Origin of the sequence: Rhodococcus sp. IEGM 1307 (assembly GCF_030056915.1) — a bacterium.
GTDB lineage: Bacteria > Actinomycetota > Actinomycetes > Mycobacteriales > Mycobacteriaceae > Rhodococcus_F > Rhodococcus_F opacus_D.
The window spans coordinates 192109-211310 of sequence record NZ_JASHKW010000013.1; the positions used below are offsets into that span (position 1 = coordinate 192109).

Below are 19202 nucleotides of genomic sequence, written 5' to 3' on the forward strand. Positions count from 1 at the left end.
CCTCCGCCACGATCAGATCGACCTCCTCGCTGGTCAGTCCGGACAACAGATGTGCCGCCAACATCGCTCTCACCTCCTCATGTGCTCCTACTTATTCGTCGGGCACATTTTCGGTAGGTGAATTTCGGCGTCGAACGCGGGAACCCGATCTCGACCGAAGTGGTGTGGGAACGTCTGCGGACGCGGCTACTCGCCGGCGACCGGAACGGCGTCCGCACCCGGTGCGGAGGGATCGAACGGTGGCGGATCGGCCGGGTCGAATCCACCCCGCACCGTCGAGCAGGTTGCCCCCGGTTCCGGGTAGGTGTTCGGGTTCTGTCGCAACGCGGTGAGGAAGTCGGAGATCCGCGGATCGGCTACGTCGTCGAGTTTCAGTTGGTGACCCCACGACTGCAGGGACACCGCCGAGTCGAGACCGGGGTACGGCGACATCAGGGTGTACGGTTCGCCGTCGACGTTCGCTGCCAGAGCCGCGATGTCGTCGTCGTCCAGCCGGTCCGGATCATAGGTCACCCACACGGCGCCGTGCTCGAGGGAGTGCACGGCGTTCTCGCTGCGGATCGCTTCGGGATAGACAATGCCGGTGCAGGTTGCCCAGTACTGGTCGTGTGCACCGCCGAACGGGGGACTCTGGTCGTAGGCCACCCGCTGCGGTGCCTGCACATGGGCGGCGGGCGGATAGTCGACGGTGACGACCCCTTCGATTCCCAGTGACGGATCAGGATTGTCCGCGCTCGGCGAGAAGTCGCGGGCTTCGTCGTCGGCTCCGGAAGTCAGCACGTAGGCGACGACGGCGACCGCTGCCACGACGACCACCACGACCGCCAGTAGCAACCAGGGCAGGCGCCGCCGCCCTGCGGACGGTCGAGATTTCGGGTCCACACTGCGGTCGTTCGTCATTGCCGATCCTTCGTCTCACCGGGTGCCCTGACCGCGCATCCCCATCTGCGAAGCATGGTAGTAGACGGTGAGGCAACGCCCGGTTCCGCGATGACCTGGCGATCTACCGGCGGGCCATTGCTGCGATACGCAGATCGCGGGTCCGCGCCTGGTGGGCGATCATCAGGATCCGCGCCATTTCGGCCTTGCCGCTCTGCACGGCGGTCAGGATCTCGCGGTGTTCCGTTTCGATTTGCTGCAGATTGGAGGAGGCCTGGGCTTCCTCCGCGTCATAGACCCGCAACCGAGCAACGTCTCCGGTAGCGGTGTACGGGACCGTCCGAGTCCGCGCCGATGGTCTCCGGTGTAGACGTCGCGGAAGTGTCTCGAACACAACGTATTCGGTGCGTCGGGACGATTCATCCGCGATGCCCGCGAGAACCACCTCGTTTCGGATTCGAGGACATCCGCGTGAAGCACATCGAGATTCACGGGGTGGAACAGCCGACGGCCGACTCATTGGCTGCGAAATTCGAGGCGTCCTGCCCGATCTACAACACCATCAGGCGGGGAAGTGGAATCGAGTTGACCGTCACTGCCCACTCCTAGCTGGAGTCCTTCGTTCGGACGTGGGTGCCGCAGGAGGTTCAGAGTGACGGGCGCGGGCGGGAGATCGCGGTGTCGATCACGGCGAAGATGTCGCGCTGTTGAACCGTGCCGCCTGCGTCGGCCGTCTGGGCCGCCTCGATCAGATCATCGATGAGGCTGTCGAACAGTAGCGCCGTACGAGGGTCGGTTCGGTGGCCGGGATCGTCGAAGGCATGCAGCGCATCGACCGCGTCGCGGTACCGGCCCAGCCCGTCGGGCGCCGCGCTCACCTGCATCGTTTGCACGTTCATCGTGCTCAGCTCCGAACCATGCTGTTGGACAGCCGGGCTTCGTTCACTGCTCGACTGGCGGGATCGCAGCGGTACTGACCGGTCGTGGTGTGCCGGTAGCCCGGGCCATCCTTGACGACGGCGTGCCCGCAGTAGCGGCATTCGTGACCGGACTGCCCGATGCGGATGGTTTCGATGGTTGGGTACGTGTTGGTGCTCATTGTTCTCGTTCGTCGGTGTGGTGGGTGGTCTGTGACAGTGGGGTTGAACGACTCGGGTGGACTTCGCGGCGCCACTGCCGTAGGCGGCCGCGTCATGCGTATTCGGCGAGGGGTGCGGCCGAACCGACGTGGGCGCGCTCCAGTGCCTCCCAGACGAGGTCGTAGCGCTTGAGGGTCATCTCGTCCGCGTTCGCCAGCAGGGCGTCGAGGAGGGAGTGTGGGTCGTCCTGCCAGGAGTTCAGCGCGGCCGCGACGGTTCTGTTGGTGAACAGACCCGATTGAGCAAGGGCGTGACTCCACTCGTCGAACAGACCGCTGTAGATGCGTTCGACAGCGTCGTGGTCGAATCCCTCGGCGACGAAATCACGCGCGAAGGTTGCCGTGACGTAATCACCGCAGGTAATCGGTTCTGCATTCATCGGTGCGAGCACCCTCCGTCAGTGGCGGCGTCGGACCAGCGGGCGACCCCGGTTTCGTGAGTATGAGACAGGTCACATCGTCGCGCACTGCGGGGAGATGGCGCATCGGCCGTTTCACCGGGGGGTATACCTATCTTCTGGTCCTCGCGGCCCTCGTCGGGCGGGGATACGGACCATTCTGCCTGGTCACGGCCTCTCGGCACCGTGCACCAGATCTCACCCCCGAGGCCATCGAGGGTGTTCCAGCCCGCTGGGGCACTCACCCGGGCGGCATGTATGCGCGGCTGCGGGCGCACGGTGCCACCCACGATCCGACCCTGGATCGCGCCCTTCGCCGGGTGACCGACGGGCCGGGGCGCTACGCCGTTCGTCCGCGGAGATTCAGCGACTCGCGGCGACTCTGGTCCGGTCGTCGTGCAACGCATCGGTGATCCTGCTGCACCCGCCCTCGCGCCTGAGCACCGTCCTGCCCAGCAGCACCAAACCCCACGGGCCTATCACCCATATCGGCCAGGGGTAGATCATCACGCCGGTAGCGAGCGAGACGACGCCCCAGATCGCGATGTTGATTCCTCCGGCGGCGAGCCAAACGAGCCACTCGATCCGCTGGTGACCCGGGATGCGACGACGCGAGGGGTGGGCCGCCGGTGCCACGGGCCGCGCGAGGGCAACTGGCGGGGGTGCCGACGGAAGATCACGCAACACCTGATGCGCCTGCTGCTGGGTCGTCGACTGGTACACCTGTGCCACCCGCTGGTCGAACTCGCCGATGGTCAGTCGCCCCTCGGTGAGATGCCGCCCGAGCTCACCGACGACCTGCTCACGTTCGGAATCGGATATCCGGATGTTGTCCGCGTACTGCATCGGACCCTCCTCAGCGATGACATTCCACTGTGGAATGTCGCTTCTCACTATGATCGATATGCCACAGTGGAATGTCAACCCCCCGACTGCGCGAAGGACCGTGCCATGGCAGAACGTCCCCTCAACGCCACTGCGGCATCGCTCCTCGGGTTCCTGCACGAGGGATCGAAAACCGGGTGGGACCTGGTCGTCACCGCGCAGGAACGCATCGGCAAGTTCTGGTCGATCACGACCAGCCAGGTGTATCGGGAGCTCGCCGCGATGGAGCGTGCCGGGTTGATCGAGGCGGGGGAACGGGGCGCCCGCGAGCGCAAGCCCTACACGCTCACCGAGGACGGTCGCCGGGCGTTTTCGGAGTGGATCGAGCGCGACCCCGGCCCGGAGAACATCCGTTATCCGATGCTGCTCACCGTCGCGTTCGGCGCGCACCTTCCGCCCGAACGGTTGGCCGAGATGCTGGACTCGCACCGGGCAGCGCACGAGCGTCAGCTCGCCGAGTACGAGCGTGACGCCGTGGTCCACGGTTCCAACCGATTCGCCATGGCCACGCTCGACTTCGGCATCGTGTACGAACGTGCAGTACTCGAATGGTTCGATCGCGTCGGGAACCGTCTGGGCCAGGAAAGTCGCTGATAGCCGCGCTGCTCGCCAGTTGCGGGTCTCGGCAGTTCAGCCGATCACGCCGTCCTCGGTAACGACAGCAGTCGGCAGGTCCACCCGTTGCGGAGCGCCGGCTTCGTCGCAGATCACGGTGACGAATGCCGGAAACACTATTCGCCACGAGCCGCCGACGGGCGACAACGCGCTCGCGGCGAATTCGGCCCACTCCTTCGGCAGCAACGTCACTTGTTCGTCCTGCAGCCATTGCGGCGTGGGAATCCGGCGGTTCTGTTCCTCGACGGGATCGACGACGAACCGCACGTCGGTGGCGGTACCCGTTCCGACGTTGCGGAGCCGGAACCGGTCGACGGGGCCCCGAATGCGGCGGACTTCGAACTCGACGTGCTGCGGTTGTGGGAATGCTCGCTGCGCGGCTTCGGCGATCCGGGTCAACGCGGTGACCTGTTCGAGCGCCACGTCCAGTGCAGCCTCGGCCTCGCGCCTGGCCTGATCGGCGAGGGTTGCCTTCCGCCACGCTGCGGCAGCGGTGGCACCGAACAGCACCGCAGCCGCCGCGCCGACCCACGATGCGGTTTCCATGCGCGGAAACTTACCCGAACGCATTTCGGGGAGACTCGCTGGTGATGTCTCCACGAACGGTGAGGCGCAGGCCGACGGACCTTGCCAATCCCACGACTGCGCACAGCGCCAGCACCAGCAGCGCGAGGCTCACACCCGCCACCCTGCCCGTCGGCGGTGCCGCGTTCCGGTCCTCGACGCTCACAGGTTCGTCGGGGATGACGGGCAGGAAGAAGAGTCGATGCGGCCCGGTTTGGGTGAGGACGAACATCCCGTACAGAACCAGCGAGGCCACGGCCGCGAATATCGACTGAGCCGAGGAGAATTCGGGGCCCGGCCGGCTCGTCGTGAAGGTCGGCAGCACCAGGCTCAGGGTAGCCAGTGACGCCACGGTCGCCAGTGCCGCGCCCGTACCCTCCGCATTGAACAGCGCGACCCCGTATCTTCGCGCGCCGACGAACAGAGACAACCCCATGATGCCGTTGACGGTGAGCATCACCGCCGCGAATGCCGTGTCGCGGGCCAACGAGGCCGTCGCCGGACCACCCGAGATCATCAGTGTCACGATCAATCCGACCTCGATGACAGTGACGGCGACAGCGAGAATCAGCGATCCGAACGGCTCGCCGACCTTGTGTGCAACCACCTCGGCGTGATGAACAGCGGCGAGCACTGCGCCGACCAGCACCACCGCCACGACGACCACCAGCACCGTGCCGATGTCCCGGCCCCAGGTCACGCCCAACACCGCAACGGAGACCGGTGGAATCACCAGCGGCCACTCTGCAGTGACCGAACGCCACCCGAACGCCATGATCAGACCTTGCCGGCTCCATCCTCTCGGGTGGACCGCAATGCGGAACCCGCATCACCCATCCGCGGCGAGCCGGCGGTGAGTTGGGCCCGGGCCGACTGGGTTCGGGTGAGTGCGGCTCGCGTGGCGGCCTCAACCGTCATCACGATGAAATCGCGTCGGCGCGAGTCCCGGTCGCGGCCACACGGAAGAGGTGTCGAAAACAGCCGGTCTGCGGTCTGGAGAGCTACCCAGCCGTCGACGAGGGTGATCACGGTGATGAGCAGTTCCTGGGCGTCGCTCTCGGAAAGTTCGGGGACAGCTTCCCGTGCGCTGGCGACTATCGCCTGAGCGTGCTGCTGTCGCGATGCTTCCGCGACAGGCGCCTCGAGTTCGAGTCCTTCCCAGAACAGCAGACGGGTGAAAGTGGGGTGTTCGCGTTGGTAGTCGAATCGGCGACCGGCGTAGTCGGCGATGGCGACGACCCCGTGGCCGGACAGTTCGACAGCGGCCAGTGTGGTTGCGAGTTCATGTTCGAGGACCGCGCTGAAGAACGCTTCCTTCTTGCCGAAGTACTGGTAGATGCGCTCTTTGTTCACGCCTGCTTTCTCGGCGATCCGATCGACACGAGCACCGGCCAGACCGAACGAACTGAACTCTGCAACTCCGGCCTCGATGAGAAGTCTCTTGGTTCGTTCGGTATCCCATGCCACGGCTGCATCCTACGACAACTCCAACTGTCTGGTTGCAATCTGTAAGTCCAGCCCCTACGGTCGAAAGGCAACTGAATAGTTGGAGTTACGAGAAGGGCTACCTCCGGATGGAATCTCTTGCTCTCGCATCTACGGTGGTCGAACATTTCGCTCCGACGACCACGAAGCGCCGGCCTCCACGAACGGAACGTGCCGACGGGCATGCTCTGGATCTCGTGCCGGCGAGGGCCCCGTCCATCCACTTGCGGGTGGTCGTCACCTGGGTGTCCATCTTCCCGCTCGTCACGGTGGGCATGACCGTCATGACCTTGTCGGGTCCGATCACGGCCACCTGGCCGACCTGGTTGCGGGCTTTGTCGCTCACCGGTGTCGTCGTTCCCACGGCGGTGTATTTCGTCGTGCCACGTGTGCTTGCCCTGTCCGTCCGGTGGATGAGCTGGCGGTGCCGGAACGGTACTTCGCGGTGCAGCTCCTGAGTGGCGCGAGCGCGCGCCGCAGATTCATGTCGGAGGGGCGAGGTACGTTCTCGTTGCGACGAAAGAGGTCGCCACTCACACCCACGTATCCGAGGCATTCCGGCTCGGGTGGATACGAGGTGCACCCGCGCCTCGTATCTTGGGGAGTGGCGACCTCTCTCGGCTCGCCACCAGCTACTCGTGGTTTCTACGTGCCGGATCAGGCCGGCTCGGCGGCGACCCGCCCCGCTTTCACCGCGGCGACCAGTGTTGCGTGGTCGGCTTCGGTCTGATCGGCGTAGCTGACGGCATACCGTCCGATCACCTCGTCCAGTTCCGTGTCGCTGGCGAAGTAGCCGGCGAGAACCCGCGGATCGAGCGAGCGGGTATGTGCACGCGCGAGCAGGGCGCCGGCGAGCCGGCCGTAGTCGTCGAGATGGTCTTGCTCGAGACCGGTTGGATCGATGTCCCCTTTGAGGTTTCGGAACTGCCGCACGATGTAAGGGAGGCCGTCGATGGTCGTCCAGCCCAGCAGAATGTCCGATTCCGCCTGCACCAGCCGGGCGCCGTGCACTATCCGCTTGCCCTCGTGTTTCGGCTCGTCGACCGGTAGGTACGCCGACAGTGCGGACGGCCGGGCCTGTTTCAGTTGAAGTACGAGCACCTCATCCCGATTACCGTGCAGCAGGGCGATATAGCTGCGCAGACCGACGCTGCCCGTTCCGACGATCCGGAACGCGACGTCGGACACGGCGAATCGGGCGATCAGGTTCCTGCGGGACTCGCGCAGTGAGTCGACATAAAGTTCCAGACCGTCGGTCACGGCATCGGCGGTTGCGCGATCGACGTGGGTGAGTACCGGCGGATCGGCGATGAACCGTCGTCGGCGTATCCCGGTCTCGTGATCTTCGATGTGAGCGGTCCACTTCGCCGCCACCTTCTCGCTGGTATTGCGCCGCGCCTTCTGTGCGGCCTTGTCGAAGTCGTCGAGCAGAGCCTCGGCCTTGGCCCGCTCGAGCACCGACTTGTCCGGGAGCGCATTCCAGGACTGAAGGAATGGCAGTTCGGCGAGATCGCGAATGGTGCGCCGATACGATTTGACGGCGTCCTCGGCGGCCTCGATGCAGCCGTTCTCGGACACACCGCCTTCACGTCCGGCGAGGACCAGGCTCGCGGCGAGGCGTTTGAGATCCCACTCCCACGGACCAGGGAGGGTTTCGTCGAAATCGTTGATGTCCATGACGATTTGACCGTCCGGTGTCCCGTACAGGCCGAAGTTGGCCGCATGCGCGTCACCGCACAACTGCGCTGTCAATCCGGTAACCCGAGAGTCGGCGAGGTCGGCCGCCATCAGGCCCGCGGCGCCGCGGAAGAAAGCGAACGGGGAGGCGATCATCCGACCGATTCGCAGCGGGATCAGATTCGCCAGCCTTCCTCGATTGCTGGCCTCGACGAAATCGAGCACATCCGGCCGTCCCGCGCCGACCGCGGCGCTCCCGTGCGCACTCGACGGCACAGCGGCACGCAACGCGTCGCCCCGCGCGAAGACGTCGTCCGCCTCGATCTGGGTTCGCAGGTCGACGGCTCGCGCTCGATTCTTCGTCACCTCGGCGACACTATCCCAGGCCCAGTCACCGTGTACCTCGTCAGCATTCGCTCGTCGCCGTCTTCGCCACACGACATTGTGGTGAAAGAGTGGTTATGCTTCGGTTTCCGGTGGTCGGCAGCATCCGGCGCCGGAGACACGTTCCGGCGGCATGCCGTGCCGTCGGGCCTTCCTTAACGGAGGAACGTCATGTCCGCTGAATCCGTCGCCGCCACCCCCGAGCCCGCCGGTGGGCACATCCGATTGACCTCACACAGCGGCGGTGTCGGCGCCCTGTCGATCCACTGGGGAGCACCCACGCCGTCCGAGCGCGGACCGGTGGTCGGTACCACCACCAACCGCGCCCACCGCAACGTGATCGGAACGCACAGCGGCTCGTACAGCATTTACCGGGCACTGGCGGTGGCGTCGGGCGCGCTGTCGCGCCATCACAAGGCCGACCTCACCGATACCGCGCCCACGAACATCATCGGCCCGTACCCGCAGTGGAGCGAGCCCGGCAAGATCGTGAGCCTGGACCCGTGGGGTGCCACGGTGGCCGAGGTCTTCGCCGCCGAGTTGGCGGCGGGTCACGACATCCGCCCGAGCATCGCTGTCACCAAGGCGCATGTGATCCTGCCGGAGGTCATGGAGGCCATCCAGAAAGGTCGCCTGCACCCGGACGGCCGCTTCCTGCTGCCCAGTGGTGCTGCGCTGGTAACCAAGGCGGCGATCGAGCCCGTCTGGCACCTGCCGGGTGTGGCGGAGCGCTTTCACTGCAGCGAGACGGACCTGCGCCGCGTGCTGTTCGAGGAGACCGGCGGCATGTACCCCGAGCTCGTGACGCGCTCGGACCTCGAGGTGTTCCTGCCCCCGATCGGGGGTCAGACCGTGTACATCTTCGGCGATGCTCGTGACCTGGCCGATCCCGGGGTGGAGCTGACCGCACGCGTACACGACGAGTGCAACGGCTCGGACGTATTCGGTTCCGACATCTGTACCTGCCGCCCGTACCTCACGCATGCGATCGAGGAGTGCATCCAGGGTGCGCAGCGCGGTGGCGTGGGCCTGGTGGCGTACTCCCGCAAGGAGGGCCGGGCGCTCGGCGAGGTGACCAAGTTCCTGGTCTACAACGCGCGCAAGCGCCAGGTGGGCGGCGACACGGCCGACCAGTACTTCGCCCGCACCGAATGCGTGGCCGGCGTGCAGGACATGCGCTTCCAGGAGATGATGCCCGACGTGCTGCATTGGCTGGGCGTCAGAAAGATCCACCGCCTGGTCTCCATGAGCAACATGAAATACGACGCCATCACCGGCTCGGGTATCGAGGTCGCGGAGCGGGTGGACCTTCCCGCGGACCTGATCCCGGCCGACGCACGCGTGGAGATCGACGCCAAGATGGCGGCCGGCTACTTCACGCCCGGCGCTGTGCCGGACGCTGACGAATTGGCGAAGGTCAAGGGCCGGGAGTTGGACGGATGAGCGTGACCGGCGTCGGTCCCGTCCTGGACACCGGGCGGGCCGAGGATGCGGCCGCCGCTCTACGTACCACGTCGGCCGTGCGGGAGCGAGCACGACAACTGCTGTCCCGTGCGCGCGAGGGCGATTCACTCTGGTTCGGCGTCGACGACGACGCATTGGAGGCGGCCGCGGCGGAGGTCGCCGCCGTCACGCGTGCCCGCTATCCAGACCTGACAATTCCGTACCACAGCCGCTGGCGCCATTTCGAAGCCGGCGGCGTGGACCGCAAGGCCGAGCTGGATGCACGACTGACCGCGCTGGACGCGCCGGGCCGCGCCCGCGCGATGATCGACCTGGCGGTGGTCAGCGTCCTGCTCGACGCAGGAGCCGGTCCCGACTGGCACTACCACGAGGTGGACGGCGGGCAGCGCTTCGCCCGTTCCGAGGGACTGGGCGTCGCGAGCTGGCACGCATTCCTCGGTGGCCTGTTCTCGAGCGACGCGGCGCACCCGCTGCAGGTCGATGCGGCCGGACTACGCGGGCTGGATACCGACCGGCTGGCCGAGGTGTTCCAGGCCGGCCCGTCCAATCCGTTGGTGGGTCTCGAAGGTCGCGTGCTGCTGCTGCGACGGCTGGGCGAGGCGCTCGCCGCGCAGCCCGAAGTGTTCGGCCCGCACGGCCGGCCGGGTGGCCTGTTCGATGTGCTGGTCGCCCCACAGGGTGCCGCCGCGGCGACGGTCGCCGCCCACGACATCCTGTCGCAGCTTCTGACGTCGCTCTCGGGCATCTGGCCTACGGGCAACGCCATCGGTGCCGAACCGTTGGGCGACGTCTGGCGCCACGACGCGGTGGCCGGTCCGGGCTTGACCCGGGGCTGGATGCCGTTTCACAAACTGTCGCAGTGGCTGAGCTATTCGTTGCTGGAGCCCTTCCAATGGGCGGGCGTTCGGGTGGTCGGGTTGGACGAGCTGACCGGCCTGCCCGAATACCGCAACGGCGGTCTGCTTCTCGACACCGGTGTGCTCCGTCTGCACGATCCGGCCTGGGTTGCACATAACTGGACGGCCGGAGACGAATTGGTGGTCGAGTGGCGCGCGTTGACGGTAGCCCTCCTGGACGAACTGGCCCCGCTGGTGCGCGCACGTCTGGGCGTGGATTCCCGAGAGATGCCGCTGGCCTGCGTCCTGGAGGGCGGCACCTGGGCGGCGGGCCGCGCGCTGGCACAGCGCTCGCGGGGTGGGCTGCCGCCGCTGAACGTCGTCAGCGACGGCACGGTCTTCTAGAAGAAACGAGGACGACTACATGGGCACGGTACACGTGATCGAGCACCCGCTGGTGCAGCACAAGCTCACGATGATGCGCCGTAAGGATGCCTCCACCAACAGCTTTCGTCGACTGGCGAACGAGATCTCCGCGCTGATGACGTACGAGGTCCTCCGCGACATCCCGATGCAGGAAATCGACGTCGAGACACCGCTGGAATCCACCACCGGAAAGGTCATCGACGGTAAGAAGCTGGTCTTCGTCTCCATTCTGCGCGCGGGCACCGGCATCCTGGACGGCATGCTGACAATTGTGCCGGGCGCGCGCGTCGGCCATATCGGTCTCTACCGCGATCCCAAGACCCTCGGAGCTGTGGAGTACTACTTCAAGATGCCCGGCGATCTGCAGGAGCGCGACGTGGTGGTGATCGACCCGATGCTTGCCACCGGCAACTCGGCCGTGGCGGCGGTGGAGCGGCTGAAGGAATGCGGCCCCAAGTCCATCAAGTTCGTCTGCCTGCTGACCTGCCCCGAAGGCGTTGCCGCCCTGCACAAGGCGCATCCCGACGTCCCGATATACACCGCCGCCGTCGACCGCCAACTCGACGAGCACGGCTACATCCTGCCCGGCATCGGGGATGCAGGCGACCGTCTCTTCGGCACCAAGTAGCGGGCCCGGTCTTCACGGGGCAGTGGTTTCCGGCGCTTCGAGTTCGGTGTCCGGGGGTGTGGGGAATCGCAGCGCGAGCGCTGTCTTGATTTCGATGTGACGCAACAGGAAGGCGCGCTCGTCGAGCCGCTTGCGCCGCAGCCAGCCGGTGACTTCGTCGTTGCACTTACTGGCGTTGCACGAGCCGCAGGCCGGGGCGATGTTGTCGAGGGTGTAACGCCCGCCGCGGGACAGCGCCTGCACGCAGTCGCGTTGCAACGGCGTGTCGGTCGCGCCGCAGTATGCGCAGCCACCCCACGCCTCGGTGAGCGCACTCCACTGCTCGGCGGTGAGGTCGTGCTCGACACTCTCCATCCGACGCTTGCGTTTACGGGCGCCCCTGGCCCTGCGACTCCGGTTGACCGCCATCGCCCCAGCGTAGGACTCGGGACGGGTCAACCGGCGACAGGGGGCACGCTCTGTTCGAAGCTGAACACGTTCTCCGGGTCGTAGGTGGCCTTGACCTCGCGCAGCCGCTCGCGGTGCGATCCGTAGTACTCGCGTTCCCAGTCCGACGCGGCGGCGTTGGGCACGTTGACGTAGGCTCCGTCGCCGTAGGGGCGCAGCGCCCGCCAGAAGTCGGCCGCCCAGCCCAGTGCCGTGGAGTTCAGGGCGGGGTCGTTCCAGGCGGCGCCCGGCTCGCAGTAGAACAGCGCGTCGCGGTGCGGGAACGCGGACCCACCAGGCGGAGCGTGCCGGACGGCACCGCCGAAGCTCGAGCAGAAGAAATTGCTCGGCGGGCTGGGCGTGTTGGCCATGTAGTGGACGATCAGATCGATCGCCTCATCGGGGAAAGGTTGGGTGACGAACTGCGAGTAGAACTTCCAGAGGAAGACGTCGTTCGGCCCCCTGTCGACGTCGCCGTACACGGACGGCCAGGGGCCCTCCGTCACGGTCACGTCGGGATTGCCGATCGCCAGCAGCGACCGAAGTTGGTCCTCGAGGTCCCGCCGCGCACCGCCGTACAGCAGTGCAGACAGCTCGACCGCGGTGGAATCGACCTCCAGCGCGCTGGTCAGCCGGTCGTCGGCGACCGGCGCGTCGCGCTGCCACCCGCGAAGCAGGGCGCCCAGGTGGTCGTGACCGGTCCACCTCGCGACGAGGAATGTGACGTTCGAGAGCTCGTGCAGCCTCAACGTGTAGGACGTCGCAATCCCGAAGTTGCCGCCGCCCCCGCCACGGCACGCCCACAGCAGGTCGGAGTTGTTGTGCTCGGTGGCCTCCACGACCTTCGCCGAGCGCGCGCCGTCGGCCACCACCACCTCCGCGGCAAGCAGGTTGTCGCACGCCATACCCATACTGCGGGTCAGTAGTCCGAAGCCACCCCCGAGAATCACGCCACCGAGACCGACGCCGCCCTCGGAGCCGGTCGGAACGACGAAGCCGTGTTGCCCGAGGGCCGCGACCGTCTCCTGCTGCGTCAGCCCCGTCCCGACCGTCGCCGTGCGCGCCGCTTCGTCGATCACGATGCTCTTCATCCGACTGACGTCGACGACCAGCCCGCCGTCGATCGACGACCAGCCCTCGAGGTTGTGGCGACCGCTGCGGGCACGCAGGGCGATGCCTTCCTCTCGAGCCCAGCGGACCGCGTTGACCACGTCCTGCGTGTCACAGCAGAACACGATCGCCTCGGGATAGCGGGAATACAGGCGGTTCCAGCCCACCCGCGCCGCCTCGTAGCCGGAATCGCCGGCACGCACGACGTCACCGGTGAGCATGGTGGTGGTAGTCAGGGGGTTCATCTCTCGGTCAGTGCGAGAAGACATCGGCGTCTCCCGGCTCGGTGTCCAGTACCTCGCGTTTGAAAATCAACAGGTACGCGAAGTACAACCCGCCCGCGAGGAGCAAGCCGACCGCAATCAGGATCGAGGTCAGAGCACTCGAGGGCGAGACGATCACGAACAGCACGACAGCCGACCACACCAGTGCGCTGATCGCGACCGGCAACTCGAAGCGCCCGAGATCGAACGCACCCGCCTTCCGATCCAGTCGCCTCCGCACCGCAAGGTAGAGGACGATTATCGCGCCGTAGAGAACTGCCGAGATGACCGTCCCCACCGTGAGCAACTCCAGAAGGGCGCCACCCGGCAGCACGGCCATGAGGACGACCCCCACGACGACGATCAGGATGGTCGCCGGAATGGGTGTCTGCGTGCGCGGGTTGACCCGACGCATCAGTCGGTAAGCAGGAAAACGTGCGTCGCGCGACATCGCGAACACCATCCGCGAGCAGGTGGCCAGGGTCACCATCCCGGCGCCGAAGAATGCGAACGCGATCGCGACCAGCAGCGACCTCTCCATGACCGGACCCAGCTGATCGCGCAGGATCGCCGCCACCGGCGTGTCACTATCGCTCACCCGGGGGATATCTTTGATCGCGATCGTGAGCGCGATCAGGAACACCAGTCCCAGCACAGCCGCCGCCACGACCGATCCCACGATCGCGCGCGGGACGCTGCGAAACGGATCCTTGGCCTCCTCAGCCATATTCGCCGCGGAGTCGAAGCCGACGAGCGTGGCGAGCCCCATGATCATCGCAGCCATCAACCCGCCGCCGACAGCGAAATAGTTGGGGGCGCCCTCGGTGATACCGCGCGAGGTGAGATTGCCAACCGAGCCCTCGCCCGAGATTGCGACAGCGACGAAAAGCCCGATCGCCAGCACCACCACGATCACCAGTTCGAGCCCCACCGCGCCCGACGTGATCAAGCCGACGAGGCGCGTGGAGAACACGACGAGCACGGCCTGAACAAGCACCACGACGAGCGTGATCATGCGCGCCGTGCCCTCGTCCGGCTGCATGCCGAACAGTGGCATGAGGGCGCTGCTTGCCATCGCATTGTCGACCGTCACCACGCCCAGCGCCAGGTAACAGAAGGTCAGCCAACCGAACAACCAGCCGACTTTCGGGTTGGCCAGCCGCGAGGCCCATTGGTAGGAGGAGCCGCTGAGTGGGATGCGGGCCGCGAACTGGGCGATCACGAGCGCCACCAGGGTCTGCCCCAGCGCCACGATGACCCAGAGCCAGATCCCCACCGGCCCCGCGTCTCGAAGCACGTCGTCGTAGGTGCCGAAGATCCCGACCGCCACCGAGATGAATGCGAACGAGACAGCGAACACCTGAAAGGAGCCCAGAGTTCGCTTCAGCTCCGGTTTGTAGCCGCAATCTTCACATTCTTGATCGGCGCTCTGTGCGCCCATCACGTTTTCTGCCGTCATCTCGGCCGCCTCACGTTCAGTCGGGAACTGCGGAGAAGTCGATTCGCTTGAAGCGACCCGTCACAACGAGACCCGTTCCACGATCAGAGCGAGACCGGTCTGTTTCATCCTCCACCTCATGGATTCGGATGTCATCGATGGTTCGTCTTTCTAAATACTCCGAGATGCGCGCGGGGCGCGTCAGCGCACACGTCTCGGCCGCCGAGGCCAATGGCCCCGGCGGCCGCGAGAGAGTGCTATCGATCCAGAGTGAGTCGGTGTCGACCGGATGTCACATCCAGGGCATATCGGGATCGAGCGAGTGGGAGATTACCCCGTCGTCGGGCTCGAGGGGGTAGTAGACCTGGTGGATGGTGGCACCCTGCTGGGAGTTCACGGTCGCGGCGGCGGGGCCGTAAAGGGTTGTGCCGCCAGGCTCGACCAGAGTGGTGCCGGGCTCGACGAGGGTCACCTGCGGGGGCACGTCTTCGTCGGGGGCGTCGCAGGCGACCATGGGCCACGCGTTTGCGCAGCCGATTCGGTCCCTGACCTCGACCTTGTACGGCGAGAGTCCGGATTCGGGGGAGACGACTTGCGGGAACGTCGACTGGGCGGGTGCGGCGGCGGCAGTGGCGCTCTGGGCCATGAACATTCCCAATCCGAGGGCGGCGCCCGTTGCGGCTGCTGCGGCGATGCGTGTCTTCGTCGAGTTCATTGCGTTGCTCCTGAGTGTGGTGTGTGAATTTCCGTGTCCCTTGTGGACGAACACCAGTCTTCGCCGGAAGGGGGGTCCGGCAACGCCCCCTGAAGGGGTGGTCGGACATCCATCCAGGGGTGGATGTTTCCACCCCTGGGGGTGTTTCGCATTCACGAAAGAACAGTGCTCTGCCGCGGTCGGCGACGTCAGAGGTAGAGGTCGACGAGGGTACTGATCACCGACCAGTGCGTCGTCCGTGCCCGCACGGTCCTCAACTCGGGGTAGACGATGCGGAAGGTGCGCGCGAGGGCGACGCTGAGTCCACCGGTGATGTCTGGAAGTCCCGATCGGGTTTGGGTTGCGAGGACGCCGTCGAGGGGCGGGTAGTCGGCCAGTCGTTCGACGATCGGATCTACCCGGAGGCCGGGTCCGAGTTCGCGGAACAATCCGATGTTCTCCTGCAGGCCTCGGGTGATCGGCAGGTCGGTGGGTTCGACGATGTGCCGGTGCTGGGCGGCCGCGCTCTCCTGCGCGACGAGGAGCAGATCGTAGAGTTTCGCGGTGACGACGTCGTCGAATCGGTGAAAGTCGTCCCGGACGACGCCGAGACTGGCGACGTCCCGGAAGATGTCCGCGAACTGGTCGAACGTCATGAGCGTCCCATGGCTTCCGGCCTCCGCACGTTCCATGAGGTGATCATCCTCCGTGATGCGGTCACACATCCGACGAACCGCGCGCAAATGATGCCCGGTCCGGAATCCCGTTGTCCGGCACGATGTCCAGCGTCCGCTGCGAGTGCTTCCCTGGCCGGGCCCCGTAGAGAGAACCTGTCCTACCTGGCCGGTCGGCCCATGGGTTGTGCAGGACCACGACCAGCGAGTACAGCGAAAGGTATGACGTCGACGAAATGGACGCGGTGGTTGCCGTTGGCCGCCGTCGCGGTGCTCGTCGTCGTGCTCGCGGCGAGCGGGATGGTTCCCGTCTGGCCTGGACTGCTGCACCTGGTCGCGCTGCCACCGCTGGATCAGTTCACGGACCTGCGACTTCTGCTGGTGCGTACCGACTCGTGGCCGCAGTTCCTGGTGCTGGTGGGCCTGGTGTCGGCCGTGCGGGTCCTGCTGATGGCCTGGCTTCTCGGTGGACTCGATGCCCGACGCCTCCGCTTCGCCGCGATGTTCTACGCGGCGGCGTTCGGCCCCGTCCTTCTTGCGGCGCTCGGTGACGCGACCGCCTACGCGACGCTGTACTCGCGGGCGTTCTGGCCGGCGGTGGCGTTGGTCGGACTGCTGGTCGTGATCCTCGGCCCGGTCCCGTGGCAGGGCGGGGTCACCCTGCGCGAGGCGATGGCGCGGGCGTGGCGCCGCGGCCTGCGGATCGAGGTGATGGTGCCATACTGCGCGGCGGTCCTCGGGCTCGGCGCTCTGGCCGACCGGGCCCCGGCCCTCACCGTGCTGCTCGTGCCGGTCTCGGCTGTGGCGACGGGACTGACGGTGTGGGCGATGGACCGTGCGCCGGTCACCCGGCCCGTTGCGGCGCTTGCTGTCGTGCTCGTCATGGTGACGGCGGCGTCGGTGATCTTTGTTCGGACACGAGGATATGACGATCCGGAACCCGGATCCCGACAGGCCGGTTCGCTGTTCCTCATGTCCGGAATCAATTCGCGATCGGGGCAGGGGAGCATCCCCCGGGCCGACGTGCACCGGCTGGGTTACGAATGCGATCAGGTCTACTACTTCTCCTACGCCGGCCCCGGCGACGGGCAGCCGCAGCGCGACTCGACGTGTCCGATCAGGTCGGGGGCCCCTTACGAATCTGCCGACACGCAGCGCCCCGTCGAGGAACAGGTCGCGTTGTTTGCCGAACAGACCGCGAACCTGCAGCGGCCGTTGACCGTTGCCGCACATTCCCACGCCGCGTGGATTGTGTGGGACGCGGTTGCCACCGGGCGGGCGCAGGTCGATGTGCTGGTGCTGGTGGGCGTCTTTCCGCAGACCCCGCTCGGCTTTCCACCCCCGGATGGCGATCGACGGGGCAGGGTGTTCGGCGACCTGTTGCGGTGGGCGGCGCCGGTGACTGACCTCGTCTTCTTCCACTTCGACCCCGACACGCCCGCGGCGCGGCAACTGCTCGGCACCGCGGGCAGTGCGCAGGCCATTCTCGGCGAGCCGCTGCCTGGGGAGGTGCGTGTTCTGAGTATCACCTCGGCTGCCGATCTTCCCCTGATGCCGCACGGCTGGCGGCTGGACGTCGAACGCAATGGCTGCCCGGTCCGCGCCGCGCACTCCGCGTTGCCCACCTCGGCTGCCTTCGACGACGAGGTGATCCGGTTCCTGGACCACCGGGATTCTCCACCGTGCCCGATGTGGCGGGACTGGGGTGCGGTCGTGATGCACGCGTTCGGGGTGCCGCCGAGTGGGAGCTGACAGACAGCGGTGCGACTCAGCTGTCCCGACCGACGACACCGAATTGTGTCGAAGCGGACGAGGCGATTTCTCGGACGCCGGAGCACGCCGCGGAGTTAAATGGAATGACGCAGGCGTAATGGATTTCGGCAGCGAGTAAGCCCAACTCAAGGTCCGCCGCCGCCCGCTCCGGTCGCGTCTCAACCGTGCGGGAGGCATAGCGTCGGGGTGCGCGATGATCGAAGCAGTGACAGGGCTCCTTGCGAGGAGAACCGAACCCGCCGATGCCCGACCCGATCCGCCCGAGCACATCGATCACGATGAAGGTGTCCGCGGTGTCGCACTCGGAAGACTCCTGGCGGTCGCGATGTTGACACGAGCGCAGGCTGCACTACTCGTCGCGGATGCGCTCGATCAGCTCGAACTGGCGCGCGGCGAGGGGCCCTACCCATTCCGCCTCCGGAACGCGACGGTGTCCGACGCCGGGCATCTCACGATCGAGTGCGCGGGCAGTGCGTCCCGGCGAGACATGAACGAGGCGGTGGTCGAACTTCTCCGCAGCATTGCGACGAACTGTCCCGGTACGGCCCTGGCCGACCGGTTGCACGAATCGCTCGCCGAAACAACAGATCTGGATGCGTTGGTGCACCGGGTTCGTCAGGCGATCGCACCCGACGTCGACCCAGCCGAGGAGAGAAGGAAACGCTGCCAAATTGCCGGGCTCGTCGCGGCCACCACAGGACGGCCGCGTCCGGACACAGGGGTGGTGGAGGAGCGGACGGACGTCCGGGACTGGCCGTATGTGGCGACGGGTTCCACGCTCGCACCGTCAGGCTGGTTGCCACCGGTCCGGAATCCGTGGCATCGCAAAAGGAGACGGCCGTCGCGGCGACAGGGAGCACTCGGCCTGATCGCGATCCTGATACTCGTCGCTGCAGCGTGGATGGCTCCACGGGTGTGGTCGGAGCTGCGCCGGGGATGGGACGCCGTCCTGAATCCCGTGAATCCCTCGGAGCAGAATCAGATTCGGCCCGTGTCGCCGCCTCCACCGGAACCCCGGGCTGATCAGCCACCGCCGGTGACGAACGATGTCGGCCGGCCGCCGCCGCCCGTCGACATCGGTGCCCCCGGGAGTGCGGGGCCGATCACCCTCGTCACGGTCACGCGCGCCAACGGGGAGTGCCTGCCCGGGCAGGCGTGCGCGATCCGAGTCGACATTCGCCTCGATCCGGCAGCAGCTGTCGGCAGTGTGACCTGGCGGGTGAACGTGTACGACCGCTGTACCGGCGAGGTGCGGCCCGCCAGCGAAGTGACGCTGCCCGTTCAGCCCGGGTCACAACAGGTCTACGGCATCGTCCGGACCGATCTGCCGCCGGGCGCTGCACTCGCCCTCGCGGCCGTCACCAGCGCCCCGGCGACGGCCGCGTCCGAGCCGCTGCTGGTGCCCGCCGAAAACGCTCGCTGCTGAGCGCCGGGGGAGGGGTGGG

The 19202-nt window shown here is 66.6% G+C and carries 22 protein-coding genes and 1 pseudogene; 8 read left to right on the forward strand and 15 right to left on the reverse strand.

The genetic code is table 11. The features are described 5' to 3' along the window. Window positions 1-186: 186 nt before the first annotated feature. The gene (locus QM841_RS25135; RefSeq protein WP_283334189.1) at window positions 187-900 is read right to left on the reverse strand and encodes a thioredoxin-like domain-containing protein; all 714 of its coding nucleotides are present in this window, start codon (window positions 898-900) and stop codon (window positions 187-189) included. Window positions 901-1003: 103 nt separating this feature from the next. Next, window positions 1004-1183, reverse strand: coding sequence for a hypothetical protein (locus QM841_RS25140; RefSeq protein WP_283334191.1), 180 nt, complete (start codon window positions 1181-1183; stop codon window positions 1004-1006). 167 nt (window positions 1184-1350) lie between these two features. On the opposite strand from QM841_RS25140, the gene QM841_RS25145 reads away from it, so the two are divergent. Continuing rightward, entirely contained in the window at window positions 1351-1488 is a 138-nt protein-coding gene (locus tag QM841_RS25145) for a hypothetical protein (protein WP_280784237.1), read from the forward strand. Between the two features lie 38 nt (window positions 1489-1526). On the opposite strand, the gene QM841_RS25150 is transcribed toward QM841_RS25145, so the two are convergent. The 4 genes from QM841_RS25150 to QM841_RS25165 all read right to left on the reverse strand — a co-directional run bounded on the left by QM841_RS25150 (window position 1527) and on the right by QM841_RS25165 (window position 3261). After that, window positions 1527-1778 carry a hypothetical protein gene (locus tag QM841_RS25150; protein WP_283334193.1) on the reverse strand — a complete coding sequence of 84 codons (252 nt, stop codon included), beginning with the start codon at window positions 1776-1778 and terminating at the stop codon, window positions 1527-1529. 5 nt (window positions 1779-1783) lie between these two features. Further along, window positions 1784-1978, reverse strand: a complete 195-nt coding sequence (locus QM841_RS25155) for a hypothetical protein (protein ID WP_105413888.1) — start codon at window positions 1976-1978, stop codon at window positions 1784-1786. A gap of 92 nt (window positions 1979-2070) precedes the next feature. After that, window positions 2071-2397 (reverse strand): hypothetical protein, encoded by a 327-nt coding sequence (locus QM841_RS25160; protein ID WP_280784239.1) that lies wholly within the window; start codon window positions 2395-2397, stop codon window positions 2071-2073. Window positions 2398-2778: 381 nt separating this feature from the next. Next, window positions 2779-3261 carry a DUF1707 SHOCT-like domain-containing protein gene (locus tag QM841_RS25165; RefSeq protein ID WP_283334195.1) on the reverse strand — a complete coding sequence of 161 codons (483 nt, stop codon included), beginning with the start codon at window positions 3259-3261 and terminating at the stop codon, window positions 2779-2781. Between the two features lie 105 nt (window positions 3262-3366). Between QM841_RS25165 and QM841_RS25170 the strand changes: the two genes are divergently transcribed. Then, a complete protein-coding gene (locus QM841_RS25170; protein ID WP_283334197.1) occupies window positions 3367-3894 on the forward strand; it encodes a PadR family transcriptional regulator in 528 nt (175 codons plus the stop codon). A gap of 36 nt (window positions 3895-3930) precedes the next feature. Here the strand turns inward: QM841_RS25170 and QM841_RS25175 are convergent, their stop codons facing one another. The 3 genes and pseudogenes from QM841_RS25175 to QM841_RS25185 form a co-directional block, all read right to left on the reverse strand. Continuing rightward, window positions 3931-4461 carry a hypothetical protein gene (locus tag QM841_RS25175; RefSeq protein ID WP_283334199.1) on the reverse strand — a complete coding sequence of 177 codons (531 nt, stop codon included), beginning with the start codon at window positions 4459-4461 and terminating at the stop codon, window positions 3931-3933. A 79-nt stretch (window positions 4462-4540) separates the two neighbouring features. Next, window positions 4541-5254, reverse strand: a pseudogene (locus QM841_RS25180) (calcium:cation antiporter); the annotation flags it as partial. Window positions 5255-5256: 2 nt separating this feature from the next. Then, on the reverse strand, window positions 5257-5946 hold the full coding sequence (locus tag QM841_RS25185) for a TetR/AcrR family transcriptional regulator (RefSeq protein WP_283334201.1): 690 nt from the start codon (window positions 5944-5946) through the stop codon (window positions 5257-5259). A 215-nt stretch (window positions 5947-6161) separates the two neighbouring features. Here QM841_RS25185 and QM841_RS25190 point away from each other — a divergent pair, with 215 nt between their 5' ends. Continuing rightward, on the forward strand, window positions 6162-6422 hold the full coding sequence (locus QM841_RS25190) for a putative antibiotic biosynthesis monooxygenase (protein ID WP_283334202.1): 261 nt from the start codon (window positions 6162-6164) through the stop codon (window positions 6420-6422). Window positions 6423-6621: 199 nt separating this feature from the next. On the opposite strand, the gene QM841_RS25195 is transcribed toward QM841_RS25190, so the two are convergent. Next, a complete protein-coding gene (locus QM841_RS25195) occupies window positions 6622-8007 on the reverse strand; it encodes a DUF2252 domain-containing protein (protein ID WP_283334203.1) in 1386 nt (461 codons plus the stop codon). A 189-nt stretch (window positions 8008-8196) separates the two neighbouring features. Here QM841_RS25195 and QM841_RS25200 point away from each other — a divergent pair, with 189 nt between their 5' ends. Genes QM841_RS25200 through upp form a run of 3 tightly spaced genes read left to right on the forward strand, consistent with a single transcriptional unit; the run spans window position 8197 to window position 11379 of the window. Next, window positions 8197-9468 (forward strand): GTP cyclohydrolase II, encoded by a 1272-nt coding sequence (locus QM841_RS25200; RefSeq protein ID WP_283334204.1) that lies wholly within the window; start codon window positions 8197-8199, stop codon window positions 9466-9468. After that, a complete protein-coding gene (locus tag QM841_RS25205; protein ID WP_283334205.1) occupies window positions 9465-10730 on the forward strand; it encodes a URC4/urg3 family protein in 1266 nt (421 codons plus the stop codon). The genes QM841_RS25200 and QM841_RS25205 overlap by 4 nt, the downstream gene beginning before the upstream one ends. Before the next feature lie 19 nt (window positions 10731-10749). Beyond that, a complete protein-coding gene (gene upp, locus QM841_RS25210; protein ID WP_105413894.1) occupies window positions 10750-11379 on the forward strand; it encodes a uracil phosphoribosyltransferase in 630 nt (209 codons plus the stop codon). Between the two features lie 12 nt (window positions 11380-11391). Here the strand turns inward: upp and QM841_RS25215 are convergent, their stop codons facing one another. The 5 genes from QM841_RS25215 to QM841_RS25235 form a co-directional block, all read right to left on the reverse strand. After that, window positions 11392-11733: an HNH endonuclease gene (locus QM841_RS25215; RefSeq protein ID WP_283334227.1), complete on the reverse strand. Its 342-nt coding sequence runs from the start codon at window positions 11731-11733 to the stop codon at window positions 11392-11394. A gap of 80 nt (window positions 11734-11813) precedes the next feature. Beyond that, window positions 11814-13184 (reverse strand): FAD-binding oxidoreductase, encoded by a 1371-nt coding sequence (locus QM841_RS25220; protein ID WP_283334206.1) that lies wholly within the window; start codon window positions 13182-13184, stop codon window positions 11814-11816. Then, on the reverse strand, window positions 13168-14637 hold the full coding sequence (locus QM841_RS25225; protein ID WP_280784255.1) for an APC family permease: 1470 nt from the start codon (window positions 14635-14637) through the stop codon (window positions 13168-13170). The genes QM841_RS25220 and QM841_RS25225 overlap by 17 nt, the downstream gene beginning before the upstream one ends. Window positions 14638-14908: 271 nt before the next feature. Further along, entirely contained in the window at window positions 14909-15331 is a 423-nt protein-coding gene (locus tag QM841_RS25230; protein WP_105413897.1) for a hypothetical protein, read from the reverse strand. A 188-nt stretch (window positions 15332-15519) separates the two neighbouring features. Then, the gene (locus QM841_RS25235) at window positions 15520-16002 is read right to left on the reverse strand and encodes a DUF1931 family protein (RefSeq protein WP_283334207.1); all 483 of its coding nucleotides are present in this window, start codon (window positions 16000-16002) and stop codon (window positions 15520-15522) included. A 204-nt stretch (window positions 16003-16206) separates the two neighbouring features. Between QM841_RS25235 and QM841_RS25240 the strand changes: the two genes are divergently transcribed. Together QM841_RS25240 and QM841_RS25245 are read left to right on the forward strand one after the other, a co-directional pair. Further along, window positions 16207-17736, forward strand: coding sequence for a hypothetical protein (locus QM841_RS25240; RefSeq protein WP_283334208.1), 1530 nt, complete (start codon window positions 16207-16209; stop codon window positions 17734-17736). Window positions 17737-17950: 214 nt separating this feature from the next. Beyond that, window positions 17951-19183 carry a hypothetical protein gene (locus QM841_RS25245; RefSeq protein WP_349307417.1) on the forward strand — a complete coding sequence of 411 codons (1233 nt, stop codon included), beginning with the start codon at window positions 17951-17953 and terminating at the stop codon, window positions 19181-19183. Window positions 19184-19202 lie beyond the last annotated feature (19 nt).

What these genes read in the sequence shown, in the direction of transcription:
- QM841_RS25135 (WP_283334189.1), bottom strand. Translation starts at nt 900, where the DNA reads ATGACGAACGACCGCAGTGTGGACCCGAAATCTCGACCGTCCGCAGGG.
- QM841_RS25150 (WP_283334193.1), bottom strand. Translation starts at nt 1,778, where the DNA reads ATGAACGTGCAAACGATGCAGGTGAGCGCGGCGCCCGACGGGCTGGGC.
- QM841_RS25155 (WP_105413888.1), bottom strand. Translation starts at nt 1,978, where the DNA reads ATGAGCACCAACACGTACCCAACCATCGAAACCATCCGCATCGGGCAG.
- QM841_RS25160 (WP_280784239.1), bottom strand. Translation starts at nt 2,397, where the DNA reads ATGAATGCAGAACCGATTACCTGCGGTGATTACGTCACGGCAACCTTC.
- QM841_RS25165 (WP_283334195.1), bottom strand. Translation starts at nt 3,261, where the DNA reads ATGCAGTACGCGGACAACATCCGGATATCCGATTCCGAACGTGAGCAG.
- QM841_RS25170 (WP_283334197.1), top strand. Translation starts at nt 3,367, where the DNA reads ATGGCAGAACGTCCCCTCAACGCCACTGCGGCATCGCTCCTCGGGTTC.
- QM841_RS25175 (WP_283334199.1), bottom strand. Translation starts at nt 4,461, where the DNA reads ATGGAAACCGCATCGTGGGTCGGCGCGGCGGCTGCGGTGCTGTTCGGT.
- QM841_RS25200 (WP_283334204.1), top strand. Translation starts at nt 8,197, where the DNA reads ATGTCCGCTGAATCCGTCGCCGCCACCCCCGAGCCCGCCGGTGGGCAC.
- QM841_RS25205 (WP_283334205.1), top strand. Translation starts at nt 9,465, where the DNA reads ATGAGCGTGACCGGCGTCGGTCCCGTCCTGGACACCGGGCGGGCCGAG.
- upp (WP_105413894.1), top strand. Translation starts at nt 10,750, where the DNA reads ATGGGCACGGTACACGTGATCGAGCACCCGCTGGTGCAGCACAAGCTC.
- QM841_RS25215 (WP_283334227.1), bottom strand. Translation starts at nt 11,733, where the DNA reads ATGGAGAGTGTCGAGCACGACCTCACCGCCGAGCAGTGGAGTGCGCTC.
- QM841_RS25220 (WP_283334206.1), bottom strand. Translation starts at nt 13,184, where the DNA reads ATGTCTTCTCGCACTGACCGAGAGATGAACCCCCTGACTACCACCACC.
- QM841_RS25225 (WP_280784255.1), bottom strand. Translation starts at nt 14,637, where the DNA reads ATGACGGCAGAAAACGTGATGGGCGCACAGAGCGCCGATCAAGAATGT.
- QM841_RS25230 (WP_105413897.1), bottom strand. Translation starts at nt 15,331, where the DNA reads ATGAACTCGACGAAGACACGCATCGCCGCAGCAGCCGCAACGGGCGCC.
- QM841_RS25235 (WP_283334207.1), bottom strand. Translation starts at nt 16,002, where the DNA reads ATGGAACGTGCGGAGGCCGGAAGCCATGGGACGCTCATGACGTTCGAC.
- QM841_RS25240 (WP_283334208.1), top strand. Translation starts at nt 16,207, where the DNA reads ATGACGTCGACGAAATGGACGCGGTGGTTGCCGTTGGCCGCCGTCGCG.
- QM841_RS25245 (WP_349307417.1), top strand. Translation starts at nt 17,951, where the DNA reads ATGATCGAAGCAGTGACAGGGCTCCTTGCGAGGAGAACCGAACCCGCC.